Consider the following 13,707-nt stretch of genomic DNA (forward strand, 5'->3'; position numbering starts at 1 on the left):
ACCGGCCGGTTGCCCGACCTCGCGGGGCCGGCCGGGGCCGACGTGCGGGCGGTCGGCGGCTACGCGCCCGGCGACCGGCTCGACGGCTGGTACGACGCCCTGCTGGCCACGGTCAGCGCCGCCGGGCCCGACCTGCCCGGCGCCGCCGGACGTGCGGCCGACGTGCTCACCGGCCTGCCCGAGACCGGGGTGCCGCACGACGGCGCGGCGGTCTGCGAGGTCCTGCACCGCCTCGCGACCGGCTGACCCCCGTCCGCCCCAGGTGGTTGGATGACCACGGTCATCCGTTCAGCAGGAGGAGGAGCGCCGGTGGCGGTCGAGGAGATCCACGCCGAGATGGTCTCCAGCGTCTGGAAGGTCCTGGTGGCCCCGGGCGCCGAGGTGGCCGCCGGTGACACGCTGGTCATCCTGGAGTCGATGAAGATGGAGATCCCGGTGCTCACCGAGCGGGCGGGCACCGTCGCCGAGCTGCACGTCGTGGAGGGCGAGGTCCTCCAGGAGGGCGACCTCATCGCCACCGTCACCAGCTGACCCCGGGGGACCCAGCCCGTGACGCAGCCGCGCGCCAGCCTGTCCGACCGGCTCTCCCGGGCCCCGGCGGTCAGCCCCTCGCAGGCCGACCACGCCCGCCGGCTGGTGGCCGACTGGCAGCTGCTGGCCGACCTGTCCTTCGCCGACCTCACCCTCTGGGTCCCGCTGGCCGGGGGAGCCTGGTGGTGCGTGGCGCAGGTCCGGCCCCTCACCGCGCCCACCACCCAGCCCGAGGACCTCGTCGGGGTCGAGCTGTCCGGCGACGACGCCGCCTCCTTCGTGCAGGTGCACCAGGGCGGGGAACCGGTCACCGAGGAGCCCGACGGCACCGGGGCGGCCCCGCGCACCCGCGAGGTGCTCCCCGTCCGGCACGAGGGCGCCGTCGTCGCCGTCCTGGCGCGCGACCGCCGGCTGTCGGCCACCCGGCCGCCGTCCCAGCTGGAGCTGACCTACCTCGACATCGCCGCGGAGCTGGTCGGCATGGTCTCCGCGGGCACCTTCCCGCCGCGGATGCTCGAGGACGCCGAGATGAGCCCTCGCGTGGGCGACGGGCTGGTCCGCCTGGACGGCGCCGGCCGGGCGGTCTACGCCAGCCCGAACGCGCTGTCGGCCTACCGCCGGATGGGCCTCACCGGCGACGTCGTCGGTGCCGACCTGGCCGAGCTGACCCGGCGCGCAGCCACCGACCGGGTCACCGGCGAGGTGGTGGCCGCGCACATCTCCGCCGCCGTCGCCGGCCGGTTCCCCGACCCGCTGGACGTCGAGGGCGAGGCGGCGACCTTGCTGGTGCGGGCGCTGCCGCTGCAGGCACCCGGCGGCGAGCACGGCGCCCTGGTGCTGGTCCGCGACGTCACCGACGTGCGCCGCCGCGACCGGGCGCTGATGACGAAGGACGCCACCATCCGGGAGATCCACCACCGGGTGAAGAACAACCTGCAGACGGTGGCCGCGCTGCTGCGGCTGCAGGCCCGGCGGGTGTCCGAGCCCGCGGCCCGCGAGGCGCTGCTTGAGTCGGTGCGGCGGGTCGCCTCCATCGCGGTCGTGCACGACACCCTGGCCGGCAGCCGGGAGGACGTGGTCGACGTCGACGACGTCCTGGACCAGGTGCTGCCCATGCTCGGCGACGTCGCGTCGGTCGGGCCAGCGGCCCGGATCAGCCGGGTGGGCCGCTTCGGCGAGCTGCCGGCGGCCAGCGCCACCCCGCTGGTCATGGCGGTGACCGAGCTGCTGCACAACGCCGTCGAGCACGCCTTCCCCGAGGGCGTGCCCGGCCGGGTGGAGCTCGTCGCCGAGCGCGACGGCCACGACCTGCGGGTGACCATCGCCGACGACGGCAGCGGTCTGCCGCCGGGCTTCGACGTGGCGGCCAGCAAGGGTCTGGGTCTGCAGATCGTGCGCACGCTGGTCACCAGCGAGCTGCACGGGCGGCTGGAGATCAGCGCGCCCACCGAGGGGCCGGGGACCGTCGCCGTCCTCTCCCTGCCCGGCGCCGGCCGCGCCCGCCGCTGAACCCCCGGGCGCGGGCCCACCGACGACAGGAGCCGGTCACCTCGGGTGAGGTGACCGGCTCCCGGTGGTCGTCTGCGTCAGGCGGTGCGGACGCGGGCGCGCTGCGTGCGGCGCTTGAGCGCGCGGCGCTCGTCCTCGCTCAGCCCGCCCCAGACACCGGAGTCCTGACCGGAGGTCAGCGCCCACTCGAGGCAGGACTGCACGACCGGGCAGCGCTGGCACACGGCCTTGGCCTGCTCGATCTGGGTGACCGCGGGCCCGGTGGTCCCGATGGGGAAGAAGAGCTCGGGGTCTTCGTCCCGGCAGAGGGCGCGGTGGCGCCAGTCCATGTCGGTGTGCTCCTCGGTGTCGTCTACGGTGTGCCTGCGCCCGTGGTCCGGTCGGTGACCGGGCCGGGCCTGCCGACGTCGTCCTTGTCCGGTGCCGGCGGCACCCCGCATCGCTGGTGTTACCAGCGGGTTGCGTTCGTGGTCGATCGTTTCACGCGCTGGGGGTCTGTCAAGCGGTTCACCCGCCTGCCGCTCCCCCGTATGAGCAACCTCACCACGCTCCTAGCAGAACCGCCACCGATGCGGGTGACCGGGTCCGCGGGCCACCGTTGCGGGCGCACCTGCCAGGGACCTGGCGGGTGCGTGCGGGAACGCTCAGACCACGACCTCGAGGGCGGCGGGCACGCTGCGCAGCCGGAGCCCGGTCGCCGGGCCGAGGTGGTCACCGTCCAGCTGCCACTCCAGCGGCCGGGTCGAGGTGATCTCCAGCTCGGCGAGGTCGTGGAGCCGGTGCACGCCGCGGCCCCGCACGTCCGGCCGGTCGGACATCGTGGTGCGCAGGTGGCGCAGCATCGCCAGCGGGCCGAGCCGGCCCATCGCGAACACCGCCAGGTCGTCCTCGAAGCCTGCCTCCGGGCTGGGCACGATCGGCCGGTCGCCGAGGTAGGTCCAGGGGTTGACGTTGGACACCAGGCACAGGAACAGCCGCTCCAGGGGCTGCTCGCCGGGCACCCGGAGCGTCATCGACGGGTGCCGCCGGTCGTGGCCGAGCAGGAAGGCCCGGGTGCCCGCCCGCACGTACAGCCGCCCGCTGGACCGCCGGCCACGGGCACGCTGCTCCTCGACCTGGCGGATGACCTCGGCGTCGAAGCCCAGCCCGGCGGAGAAGACGAACCACCGCGGCGGGGTCCAGCCCGCGCCCCAGTCGATGTCGGTGCCGGCGTCCACGAGGGCGCTGGCGGTGCCCAGCGAGACGCGCCGGGTGCGGCCGGCGCGCAGGGAGTCCAGGATCTCCGCGGTCGCCTCGACCGGGTCCCGGGACCGGCCCAGCGCCCGGGAGAAGACGTTGGTCGACCCGCCGGGGACGACGGCCAGCGCCGGCACGTGCGCCCCGGGCCCGTCGGCCAGCATCCCGTCGACGGTCTCGTTGACCGTGCCGTCCCCGCCCAGGGTGACCACGACGTCCACGCCGTCGACCGCGGCCTGCCGGCCCAGCTCGCGCGCGTGGCCGCGGTGCGTGGTCTCGGCGACCTCGACCTTCAGGTCGGTGGACAGCGCGCGGACGAGCACCTCGCGCACCTTGGCGGTGGTGGTCGTCGCCGCCGGGTTGGTCACCAGGAGTGCGCGCACGTCCTCGACAGTAGCCAGCGGCGACCGCCGTCCGGCCCGGCACGTAGCCTCGGCCCCGTGGCAGCAGGACCCGAGCACCCCGGCCGGCGCGGCTGGGCCGAGCGGCTGCTCGGCGGCGCCGCCTCCCGCACGGCCCCCGCTGCGCCCCGGCCCACCACCGAGGCCCCGCGGTCGGTGCGGCTGGCCGCGCTGCTGGTCGGCCTGGAGGCCCTGGCCCTGGTCGGGGTGGCCGGCACGGTGCTCTGGCTGGCCCTCACCGGTTCCCCCGACAGCACCGGCCGGGCGCTGGCCGAGGTGGTCTACGTGCTGCTCGGGGCGGCAGCGCTGGCCGCGGGCGCGGTCGGGCTGTGGCGGGTGGCCGGCTGGGCGCGCGGCCCGGTCGTCGTGCTCCAGCTGCTGCTGGGTCTGCTCGGCTACGTCACCGCCTTCGACGGCGGCCGCCCGCTGCTGGGCGTGCCGTTGCTGGCCTGCGTGGCCGGGGTGCTGTGGTTCCTGGCCACCCCCGAGGCGCGGCTGGCCTACAGCGAGCGGTGACTACACCAGGTCGATGACCTGGGCGATGGAGTCCACCACCCGGCCGGGCCGGAAGGGGAACCGGGTGACGTCCTCGGACCGGGTGGACCCGGTGAGCACCAGCACGGTGTCCAGACCGGCCTCGATGCCGGCGACGATGTCGGTGTCCATGCGGTCACCGACCATCGTGGTGGACTCCGAGTGCCCGTCGATCCGGTTGAGCGCGGAGCGGAACATCATCGGGTTGGGCTTGCCGACGAAGTAGGGCTCGGCGCCGGTGGCCTTGGTGATCAGTGCCGCGACCGAGCCGGTGGCCGGCAGCGACCCCTCGGCCGAGGGCCCGGTGGCGTCGGGGTTGGTGGCGATGAAGCGGGCGCCGTCCTCGACCAGCCGGATGGCCCGGGTGATGGCCTCGAAGCTGTAGGTCCGGGTCTCGCCCAGCACCACGTAGTCGGGCTCGGTGTCGGTGATCGTGTAGCCGGCCTCGTGCAGGGCGGTGGTCAGCCCGGCCTCGCCGATGACGTAGGCCGACCCGCCGGGCAGCTGCGCGGCCAGGAAGTCCGCGGTGGCCAGGGCGGAGGTCCAGATGGCCTCCTCGGGGACGTGCAGGCCCGAGCGCTGCAGCCGGGCCGCCAGGTCGCGCGGGGTGAAGATCGAGTTGTTGGTCAGCACCAGGAAACGTCGCTCCCGGTCGACCAGCCGCTGCAGGAAGTCCGCCGCGCCGGGCAGCGCCTGGCCCTCGTGCACCAGCACGCCGTCCATGTCGGTCAGCCAGCACTCGCTGGGTGCGCGGTCGGTCATCTCGTCCTCTCCCGGGCGAAGTCGGCCAGTGCGTCGTCGGTCAGCCGGTACACCGACCAGCCCTCCTGCGGTCGGGCGCCGGCCGCCCGGTAGAACTCGATGGAGGGGGTGTTCCAGTCCAGCACCGACCACTCCAGCCGGGCGTACCCCCGCTCGGTGCAGATCGCGGCCAGGGTGCGCAGCAGCTCGCGGCCCAGGCCGGTGCCGCGGTGCGCGGGGGAGACGTAGAGGTCCTCCAGGTACACCCCGTGCGTGCCGCGCCAGGTGGAGAAGTTCAGGAACCACAGCGCGAACCCGACCACGGCCCCGTCGTCGTCGCAGGCCACGTGGCCGAACAGCGCCGGCGCCTCGCCGAACAGCGCGTCGTGCAGCTGCCCCGCGGTCATCCGCGCCTCGTCCAGGCTCTTCTCGTAGTCGGCCAGCTCGCGGACCAGCGCGACGACGGCGTCGACGTCGCCGGGGGTGACCGGGCGGATCACGACAGCAGCTCCTTGACCCGGGCCGGCACCAGCCGGCCCAGCGGGGAGACCACCGGCACCAGGAGCGGGGAGAACAGGTAGCCGTAGGCCACCACGCAGAAGGTCAGCACCGGCACAGTGGCCAGCCCCACGACGACCAGCACGGCGGCGGTGACCAGGCCGTAGGGACGGCGGCTCTTCGGGCTGACCAGCGAGCGGAAGGACCGCCAGCGGATGTTGGTGACCATCAGCAGCCCCGGGACGACGACGACCAGCAGCACCCACAGCCGGTCCCGGCCCTCCAGGACGTCGGAGAAGGCGAACACGCTGGCCATCACCACGCCCGCCGCACCCGGGGAGGGCAGGCCGATGAAGAAGCGCTTGTCGGCGGTCGGGTCGATGGTGACGTTGAACCGGGCCAGGCGGATGGCCGCGCAGGCCACCCACACGAAGCAGGCGATCCAGCCCAGCGGGTCGAACCCGTCGCGGCCGTCGGAGAACAGCGCGAAGGTCAGCAGCGAGGGCGCCAGGCCGAAGGAGACCAGGTCGGCGAGGGAGTCGAACTGCAGGCCGAACGGCGAGACCGCGCCGACCAGCCGGGCGACCGCGCCGTCGGCGATGTCCAGGACCACCGAGGCGCCGATGAGCACGCAGGCCAGGCCGTACTGGCCGCGGAAGGAGACCAGGATCGCGGCGAAGCCGCACAGCATGTTGCCCAGGGTGAACAGGCTGGGCAGCCACGACCGGGCCCGGCTGCGCCCGCGGCGGGAGGAGGCGCGCACGAACTCCACGGTCTGGCTGCGCCGGTTCGCCGGTCGGGTCACGGCCGTCCGCCCGACCCGAAGCGCGCGATGACGCTCTCGCCGCCGCGGACGCGCTGGCGCTCACGGACGACGACGGTGGCGTCGGCGGGCAGGAAGACGTCCATCCGGGAGCCGAACTTCATCAGGCCCATCCGCTCGCCGGTGGCCAGCTGCGCGCCGGTGGTGGTGCGGGTGACGATGCGGCGGGCCAGCACGCCGACCAGCTGTCGGAAGACCACCGTGCGGTCGCCGTCGGCCAGCCAGATCTCGCTGCGCTCGTTGCGGTGCGCGCTCTCGGCGCGGTAGGCGGCCAGGAAGCTGCCGGGGGTGTAGCTGGTGCGGGTCACCGTGCCGCGGTAGGGCGAGCGGTTGACGTGCACGTCGACGACGGACAGGAAGATGCTCACCTGCTGCCAGCCACCCTCGGGCGCGGGCTCCGGGCCGACCCCCTCCTGGGCGGGGCCGGCGACCATCACCACGCCGTCGGCGGGGGACAGGACGTCGTCCGGGCCGGGCGGTGCGGTGTCGCAGCTGCGCTGCGGGTCGCGGAAGAACAGCGCCATGTAGGCCGACAGGCCCAGCAGCTGCCAGACCGCGGCGCGGGGAGCCCGCCGTCCGGTCAGGCGCGCGAGGAGGCCGAGCGCCACGGCGGGGGCCAGGGGGCCGGTGATGAAGGGCCAGCCGGCCCGGTCGATGCGCATCGTGGCCCGAGGCTACCGGGCACCAGGACGCCGGGCCGCCCCGAAGGGGCGACCCGGCGTGACGCGACGTGCTGGAACGGCCCCCGTGCGGGGAGCACGGAGGTCCTTCCTCAGGAAGCGGCCTTGGTCTCCCAGAAGATCTTGTCGATCTCGGCGATGTAGTCGAGCAGCTTCTGGCCCTCGGCCGGGTCGACCGACTGCTTGGTGCCCGAGGCTCCGGCCTGCTTGGTGGCCTTGTTGAACAGCTCGTGCAGCTGCGGGTACTTCTCGAAGTGCGGGGGCTTGAAGTAGTCGGTCCACAGCACCCACAGGTGGTGCTTGACCAGCTCGGCCCGCTGCTCCTTGATGATCAGCGCACGGGTCTTGAACACCTCGTCGTCGCTGCCCTGGTACTTCTCCTGCAGGGCCTTGACCGACTCGGCCTCGATGCGGGCCTGGGCGGGGTCGTACACGCCGCAGGGGAGGTCGCAGTGCGCGGTGGCCTCCACGGCGGAGAACAGGCGGGTGAGCCGCATGGGTTGTCCTCGCAAAGATCGTGGGAGATGGGTCGTCTGGGACCCTACTCGCGGTGATCAGGGGCGACATGTCGAGACGGGGGCCGGTGGACGGGGTGCGCACGCTGCCGTCGCGCTGGGCGCTGGCGCGGGTCAGCGGACCCTCGATGGCGCCCACCGTGAAGCACGGTGACCGCCTCCTGGTGGCCCGGGCCGACCGTGCGCGACCCGGGGACGTGGTGCTCGCCCGCTTCCCCTCCCGCCCGGAGCTGCTGGTGGTCAAGCGCCTGGTGCGCGCCGTCGAGGGCGGCTGGTGGGTCGAGGGCGACAACCCGCTGGTGACCGACGACAGCCGGGCGTTCGGCCCCGCCGTCGTGGTCGGGCGGGTGCTGCTGCGGCTGGCACCGCGGCCGGGCAGGTTGCCCAGATCACGTCCCTGAGCCGGGCCCCGCCGGCCCGGGCTGCCCTACGCTCCGGTGTCCATGAGCTCAACGGAGAGTGTCATGACCGGCTCGACGGACCGCTTCGCCGACGACCCCGCCTTCGCGGTGCACGAGGGCGGCAAGCTCTCGGTGCGCACCAAGGGCGCGATCACGTCCATCGCGGACCTCGCCCTCACCTACACCCCGGGTGTAGCCCGCGTCTCCAGCGCCATCGCCGCCGAGCCCGAGCTCGCCCGCCGGTTCACCTGGGCCCCGCGCGTGGTCGCGGTGGTCTCCGACGGCACCGCCGTCCTGGGCCTGGGTGACATCGGCCCGGCCGCCGCGCTGCCGGTCATGGAGGGCAAGGCCTGCCTGTTCCGGGAGTTCGCCGAGCTGGACTCCGTGCCGGTCGTGCTCTCCACCACCGACGTGGACGAGATCGTGGCCGCGGTGCGGGCGATCGCACCCTCCTTCGGCGGGATCAACCTCGAGGACATCAGCGCGCCGCGCTGCTTCGAGGTCGAGGCCCGGCTGAAGGAGGCGCTGCACATCCCGGTCATGCACGACGACCAGCACGGGACGGCGATCGTGGTGCTCGCCGCGCTGCGCAACGCCGCCCGGGTGACCGGCCGGTCGCTGGGTGACCTGCGCGTGGTGGTGTCCGGGGCCGGTGCGGCCGGGGTCGCGTGCACGAAGATCCTGCTGGAGGCCGGCATCGGCGAGATCGCCGTGGCGGACTCGAAGGGTCTGCTGCACGCCGGGCGGGAGGGGCTGACCGGCACCAAGCAGTGGCTGGTCGAGCACACCAACCCCACCGGGCGGACCGGGACCATGGCCGACGCGCTGGTCGGTGCCGACGTCTACCTGGGCCTGTCCGGCGGGTCGGTGCCCGAGGAGGTCATCGCCGCGATGGCCCCGGGGTGCATCGTGTTCTCCCTGGCCAACCCGACGCCGGAGGTGGACCCGCAGATGGCCGCGAGGTACGCCGCCGTCGTGGCCACCGGGCGCAGCGACCTGCCCAACCAGATCAACAACGTGCTGGCCTTCCCCGGGGTGTTCCGCGGGGCCATCGACGCCGGCGCGACCGCGATCACCGAGGGCATGAAGCTGGCCGCGGCCACCGCCATCGCCGGCGTGGTCGGCGACGAGGTGCGCACCGACTACGTCGTGCCCTCGCCGCTGGACCGCCGGGTCGCCGAGGCCGTCGCCGCCGCGGTGGCCGACGCCGCGCGGGCCGAGGGGGTCGTGCGCGGCTGACCTACCCGGCGGCGGTGAGCTCCGCGAGGACCGCCGCCGCCGGCAGGTTCACCCACAGCAGGACCAGGGTGGCCAGCACGAAGGCGGGCACCAGCAGCACCTTCTCGGTGAACCCGCCGGTCTGCATGGGCGAGAACGCGACCGTCGCCCGCGGGCGGGCCAGCCACACCAGCGGCACCGGCACCCCGCCGCAGGTCAGGAAGTCCCCGGCGACGTGCACCAGCACCCCGAGGCCGACCGCCCACGGCAGCCAGGTCGGGCTGGGGCTGTGCGCGAGCAGCAGCCAGGCCCCGCCCCAGGACAGCACCAGGTTGCCGACCACCGTCTCCTCGAACCGCCCCGGCACGACGACGTGCAGCGCGCGCAGCGCGAGCCCGATGGCCAGGGCCAGCAGCAGCAGCGAGGACCAGGTCGCCTGGGCGGCGGCCAGCGCGAGGCCGCCGAAGGCCAGCGGGGCGAGGACGGCGTCGTGCGTGCCGTGCCGGTGGCCGCCGGTGAGCGTGCCGACCAGCCCGGAGGGCACCTCGGTCAGCGGCCCCCACATCCGGGAGATGGTGGAGCCGCGCTGGTCGAGGTCGGGCAGCATCGCCATGCCGCCGACGGCCGCGACCCAGCCCAGCTGCGCGACGGCCCCGGTGACCGGTGCGACCGGCAGCGTGCCCGCCCCGACGGCGAGACCGGAGAGGGCGTGGGAGTGACCGAGCACCTACCCATGGTCAGCGCACCACCCGGTGATCATGGGGTTGTGGTCCGGTGACACGCCGTCGCCCGGCGCGCCGGAGGGCAGAACCCCATGATCACCGGGGTGTCGGGGGCTCGAGCAACCTGGCCTGCGCCGGCGCTAGTCGTCCTCGTCGTCGTCGCCCGTGCCGCCGCGGGCCAGCCACGTCGCCAGCCGCTCGACGGGCACCTCGAAGTCGGGGAACTCGTCGACGAAGGCCTGCAGCTGGTCACCCAGCCAGGCGAGGGAGACCTCCTCCTCGCCCCGGCGGGTGACCAGCTCCTCGATGCCGCGGTCGGTGAAGTACACCGGACTACTGCGCGAACGCGCGGGCGACCAGGTCCTTCTGCTCGGCTTCGTGGACCTTGGCCGAGCCGACGGCCGGGCTGGCCGAGGCCTTGCGGCTGACCACGGTGAGCGTCGTGCCGGCCGGCAGGTCGGCGGGCAGGTTGACCGCCATGAACTGCCAGGCGCCCATGTTCGCCGGCTCCTCCTGCACCCAGACCACCTCGGCGGCGTTCGGGTAGCGCCCCAGCGCCTGCACGATCTCCGAGGTCGGCAGCGGGTAGAGCTGCTCGACCCGCAGGACCGCGACGTCGTCGGTGCCCTCGGCCTCGCGGGCGGCGAGCAGGTCGTAGGCGACCTTGCCGCTGCACAGCAGCACCCGGCGCACCGCGACGTCGTCCAGCGGCTCGCCGCCGACACCCGGGTCACCGAGCACGGGCCGGAACCGCTCGTCGGTGAAGTCCTCGACCGGGCTGACCGCGGCCTTGGCGCGCAGCAGCGACTTCGGGGTGAAGACCACCAGGGGCCGGTGGGTCTCCGACAGCGCCTGGCGGCGCAGCAGGTGGAAGTAGTTCGCCGGGGTCGAGCAGTTGGCGACGGTCATGTTGTTCTCGGCGCACAGCTGCAGGAACCGCTCGGGCCGGCCGCTGGAGTGGTCGGGGCCCTGGCCCTCCAGGCCGTGCGGCAGCAGCAGCACCACGCCCGAGCGCTGGCCCCACTTGGCCTCGCCGGAGGAGATGAACTCGTCGATGATCAGCTGCGCGCCGTCGACGAAGTCGCCGAACTGCGCCTCCCACAGCACCAGGGCGTCGGGGCGGGCCACCGAGTAGCCGTACTCGAAGCCCACCGCCGCGTACTCGGACAGCAGCGAGTCGTAGACGAAGAACCGGGCCTGGTCCTCGGACAGGTTGGCGATCGGGGTGTACTCCGAGCCGTTCTCCCGGTCGATGAGCACCGAGTGCCGCTGCACGAACGTGCCACGGCGGGAGTCCTGGCCGGCCAGCCGCACCGGGACGCCCTGCATGAGCAGCGACCCGAAGGCCAGCAGCTCGCCCATCGCCCAGTCGATGCCGCCTTCGCTGACCATCGCCGCGCGCCGCTCGAGCATCTTCTGCAGCTTCGGGTGGACGGTGAAGTCCTGCGGCAGGGACACGTGCGCGTCGCCGACGGCCTTGAGCACCTCGGGGGTGATCGCCGTGGTGGTCGACTCGGAGGGGCGCTGGTCGACCGGGCGCACCTGCTTGGAGGAGTCCTGCGCGTCGTGGGTCTCGGCGAAGGCGCGCTCCAGCTGCCCGCGGTAGTCCTTCAGCGCCTCCTCGGCCTCGGCCAGGGTGATGTCGCCACGGCCGACGAGGGCCTCGGTGTAGAGCTTCCGGACCGAGCGCTTGCGGTCGATGATGTCGTACATCAGCGGCTGGGTCATCGAGGGGTCGTCGCCCTCGTTGTGGCCCCGGCGGCGGTAGCAGACCATGTCGACCACGACGTCCTTGCGGAATGCCTGGCGGTAGTCCACGGCCAGCCGGGCGACCCGGACGCAGGCCTCCGGGTCGTCGCCGTTGACGTGGAAGACCGGGGCACCGATCATCCGCGCGACGTCGGTGGAGTACAGGCTCGAGCGCGCCGCGGCCGGGCTGGTGGTGAAGCCGACCTGGTTGTTCACGACGACGTGCACGGTGCCGCCGGTGCGGTAGCCGCGCAGCTGCGAGAGGTTCAACGTCTCGGCGACCACGCCCTGGCCCGCGAAGGCGCTGTCGCCGTGCAGCAGGACCGGCAGCACCGTGAAGCCCTGCTCGCCCTTGTCCAGCACGTCCTGCTTGGCCCGCACGATGCCCTCGAGGACGGGGTTGACCGCCTCCAGGTGGCTGGGGTTGGAGGTCAGCGACACGGTGATGCCGGCGTCGCGGGAGGGGTGCTGGAAGTGCCCGGTGGCCCCCAGGTGGTACTTCACGTCGCCCGACCCCTGCACGGTGCCGGGGTCGATGTTGCCCTCGAACTCGCCGAAGATCTTCGAGTACGGCTTCTGCAGCACGTTGGCCAGCACGTTCAGCCGGCCGCGGTGCGGCATGCCGATGGCGACCTCGTCCAGCTCGTGCTCGGTGGAGGCGACCAGCACCTCGTCCAGCAGCGGGATGACAGACTCGCCGCCCTCGAGGGAGAACCGCTTCTGCCCGACGTACTTGGTCTGCAGGAAGGTCTCGAAGGCCTCGGCGGCGTTGAGCCGGGCCAGCACGTGCTTCTGCTTCTCGCGGTCAGGGGTGTCGTGCTTGACCTCGATGCGCTTCTGGAGCCACTCGCGCTCCTCGGGGTCGGTGATGTGCATGTACTCGATGCCGACGGTGCGGCAGTAGGAGTTGCGCAGCACACCGAGGACGTCGCGCAGCGGCATGACCTTCTCGCCGGCGAACCCGCCGACCGGGAACTGCCGGTCGAGGTCCCACAGGGTCAGGCCGTGCTGGGTGATGTCCAGGTCCGGGTGGGTGCGGACCTTGAACTCCAGCGGGTCGGTGTCGGCCATGAGGTGGCCGTTGCGCCGGTAGGCCTCGATGAGCTCGACGACCCGGGCGCCCTTCTCGATCTGGCCCTCGTGCCGGACGGTGACGTCGGGGACCCAGCGGACCGGCTCGTAGGGGATCCGCAGCGAGGCGAACACGCCGTCGTAGAAGCCGTCCTCTCCCAGCAGCAGGCCGTGCAGCCGACGCAGGAAGTCCCCGGACTGCGCGCCCTGGATGATCCGGTGGTCGTAGGTCGAGGTGAGCGTGATGGTCTTGGCGACCGCGAGGTCGGTGAGCGTCTCGGGGCTCATCCCCTGGAACTCGGCCGGGTAGTCCATCGCGCCGACGCCGACGATGGTGCCCTGGCCCTGGGTCAGGCGGGGCACCGAGTGGTTGGTGCCGACCGTGCCCGGGTTGGTCAGGCTGACCGTGGTCCCGGTGAAGTCGTCCATGGTCAGCTTGCCGCCGCGGGCCCGCCGGATGACGTCCTCGTAGGCGCCCCAGAAGGCGGCGAAGTCCATCTCCTCGGCGCCCTTGATGTTCGCCACGACCAGCGAGCGGGTGCCGTCGGGCTTGGGCAGGTCGATGGCCAGACCGAAGTTGACGTGCTCGGGCTGCACCAGGGTCGGCTTGCCGTCGACCTCGGCGAAGGCGGCGTTCATCTCCGGGAAGTCGTCCAGCGCCCGCACCAGCGCGTAGCCGATGAGGTGGGTGAAGGACACCTTGCCGCCGCGGGAGCGGGCCAGGTGGTTGTTGATGACGATGCGGTTGTCGACCAGCAGCTTGGCCGGGACGGCGCGCACGCTGGTGGCGGTCGGCACGGTCAGCGAGGCGTTCATGTTCTTCACGACGCTGGCCGCGGCGCCGCGCAGCACGCTGCTGCGGGGCCCGGCGGCGTCCTCCGCAGCCGGCTTCGTGGGCTTGGCTGCCGCCGGCTTGGTCGCCGCCGGCTTGGTGGCCGGGCGCTGGTCGGCTGCCTTGTCGGAGGCCTGCGCCACGACGGGGGCGGTGGCCTTCGGCTCGGGGGTCGGGGTGGCCGGCCGGGACGGCGCGGGGGCGGTGTCGGTGGTGGCCGGGCGGGTGGCCGACGCCTCGGCCTCG

The 13,707-nt window shown here is 73.6% G+C and carries 15 protein-coding genes and 1 pseudogene; 6 read left to right on the forward strand and 10 right to left on the reverse strand.

Going from position 1 to position 13,707, the window contains the following annotated elements; translation table 11 throughout:
- The 3 genes and pseudogenes from NH342_RS18055 to NH342_RS18065 form a co-directional block, all read left to right on the forward strand.
- Positions 1-246, forward strand: a pseudogene (locus NH342_RS18055) (carbamoyl-phosphate-synthetase); the annotation flags it as partial.
- 24 nt (positions 247-270) lie between these two features.
- Entirely contained in the window at positions 271-531 is a 261-nt protein-coding gene (locus NH342_RS18060) for a biotin/lipoyl-binding carrier protein (protein WP_253016869.1), read from the forward strand.
- 18 nt (positions 532-549) lie between these two features.
- Complete coding sequence (locus NH342_RS18065) at positions 550-2,040, forward strand: sensor histidine kinase (protein WP_253016871.1); 1,491 nt, start codon at positions 550-552, stop codon at positions 2,038-2,040.
- Positions 2,041-2,117: 77 nt separating this feature from the next.
- On the opposite strand, the gene NH342_RS18070 is transcribed toward NH342_RS18065, so the two are convergent.
- Positions 2,118-2,369, reverse strand: a complete 252-nt coding sequence (locus tag NH342_RS18070; protein WP_091065577.1) for a WhiB family transcriptional regulator — start codon at positions 2,367-2,369, stop codon at positions 2,118-2,120.
- 315 nt (positions 2,370-2,684) lie between these two features.
- Positions 2,685-3,659, reverse strand: a complete 975-nt coding sequence (locus NH342_RS18075; RefSeq protein ID WP_253016873.1) for a diacylglycerol kinase family protein — start codon at positions 3,657-3,659, stop codon at positions 2,685-2,687.
- 57 nt (positions 3,660-3,716) lie between these two features.
- On the opposite strand from NH342_RS18075, the gene NH342_RS18080 reads away from it, so the two are divergent.
- Positions 3,717-4,193: a hypothetical protein gene (locus NH342_RS18080; RefSeq protein ID WP_253016875.1), complete on the forward strand. Its 477-nt coding sequence runs from the start codon at positions 3,717-3,719 to the stop codon at positions 4,191-4,193.
- Here NH342_RS18080 and NH342_RS18085 read toward each other — a convergent pair whose 3' ends face one another.
- From NH342_RS18085 to sodN, 5 genes are all read right to left on the reverse strand, one after another.
- Complete coding sequence (locus NH342_RS18085) at positions 4,194-4,973, reverse strand: HAD-IIA family hydrolase (protein ID WP_253016877.1); 780 nt, start codon at positions 4,971-4,973, stop codon at positions 4,194-4,196. It abuts the gene before it with no gap.
- Positions 4,970-5,452 carry a GNAT family N-acetyltransferase gene (locus NH342_RS18090; protein ID WP_253016879.1) on the reverse strand — a complete coding sequence of 161 codons (483 nt, stop codon included), beginning with the start codon at positions 5,450-5,452 and terminating at the stop codon, positions 4,970-4,972. The genes NH342_RS18085 and NH342_RS18090 overlap by 4 nt, the downstream gene beginning before the upstream one ends.
- The gene (pssA, locus tag NH342_RS18095; RefSeq protein WP_253016881.1) at positions 5,449-6,255 is read right to left on the reverse strand and encodes a CDP-diacylglycerol--serine O-phosphatidyltransferase; all 807 of its coding nucleotides are present in this window, start codon (positions 6,253-6,255) and stop codon (positions 5,449-5,451) included. Before pssA ends, NH342_RS18090 begins: the two co-directional genes overlap by 4 nt.
- Entirely contained in the window at positions 6,252-6,935 is a 684-nt protein-coding gene (locus NH342_RS18100) for a phosphatidylserine decarboxylase (protein WP_253016883.1), read from the reverse strand. Before NH342_RS18100 ends, pssA begins: the two co-directional genes overlap by 4 nt.
- 110 nt (positions 6,936-7,045) lie before the next feature.
- Positions 7,046-7,450, reverse strand: a complete 405-nt coding sequence (gene sodN / locus NH342_RS18105) for a superoxide dismutase, Ni (RefSeq protein ID WP_253016885.1) — start codon at positions 7,448-7,450, stop codon at positions 7,046-7,048.
- Positions 7,451-7,545: 95 nt separating this feature from the next.
- Between sodN and sodX the strand changes: the two genes are divergently transcribed.
- Together sodX and NH342_RS18115 are read left to right on the forward strand one after the other, a co-directional pair.
- Positions 7,546-7,869 (forward strand): nickel-type superoxide dismutase maturation protease, encoded by a 324-nt coding sequence (gene sodX / locus NH342_RS18110; RefSeq protein WP_253016887.1) that lies wholly within the window; start codon positions 7,546-7,548, stop codon positions 7,867-7,869.
- Positions 7,870-7,932: 63 nt separating this feature from the next.
- Complete coding sequence (locus NH342_RS18115; protein ID WP_253016889.1) at positions 7,933-9,108, forward strand: NADP-dependent malic enzyme; 1,176 nt, start codon at positions 7,933-7,935, stop codon at positions 9,106-9,108.
- Between the two features lies 1 nt (position 9,109).
- Here NH342_RS18115 and NH342_RS18120 read toward each other — a convergent pair whose 3' ends face one another.
- From NH342_RS18120 to NH342_RS18130, 3 genes are all read right to left on the reverse strand, one after another.
- A complete protein-coding gene (locus tag NH342_RS18120; RefSeq protein ID WP_253016891.1) occupies positions 9,110-9,814 on the reverse strand; it encodes a metal-dependent hydrolase in 705 nt (234 codons plus the stop codon).
- Positions 9,815-9,949: 135 nt separating this feature from the next.
- A complete protein-coding gene (locus NH342_RS18125; RefSeq protein WP_253016893.1) occupies positions 9,950-10,138 on the reverse strand; it encodes a DUF6104 family protein in 189 nt (62 codons plus the stop codon).
- 4 nt (positions 10,139-10,142) lie between these two features.
- Positions 10,143-13,707: multifunctional oxoglutarate decarboxylase/oxoglutarate dehydrogenase thiamine pyrophosphate-binding subunit/dihydrolipoyllysine-residue succinyltransferase subunit (locus NH342_RS18130; RefSeq protein ID WP_253016895.1), on the reverse strand; the 3,565-nt coding region annotated here is incomplete at its 5' end.

Source organism: Klenkia sp. PcliD-1-E (genome assembly GCF_024124375.1).
Classification (GTDB): domain Bacteria; phylum Actinomycetota; class Actinomycetes; order Mycobacteriales; family Geodermatophilaceae; genus Klenkia.

Coding starts and splice junctions, on each gene's coding strand:
- NH342_RS18070 (WP_091065577.1), bottom strand. CDS start 2,369: ATGGACTGGCGCCACCGCGCCCTCTGCCGGGACGAAGACCCCGAGCTC.
- NH342_RS18085 (WP_253016877.1), bottom strand. CDS start 4,973: ATGACCGACCGCGCACCCAGCGAGTGCTGGCTGACCGACATGGACGGC.
- sodN (WP_253016885.1), bottom strand. CDS start 7,450: ATGCGGCTCACCCGCCTGTTCTCCGCCGTGGAGGCCACCGCGCACTGC.
- NH342_RS18115 (WP_253016889.1), top strand. CDS start 7,933: ATGACCGGCTCGACGGACCGCTTCGCCGACGACCCCGCCTTCGCGGTG.
- NH342_RS18100 (WP_253016883.1), bottom strand. CDS start 6,935: ATGCGCATCGACCGGGCCGGCTGGCCCTTCATCACCGGCCCCCTGGCC.
- NH342_RS18060 (WP_253016869.1), top strand. CDS start 271: ATGACCACGGTCATCCGTTCAGCAGGAGGAGGAGCGCCGGTGGCGGTC.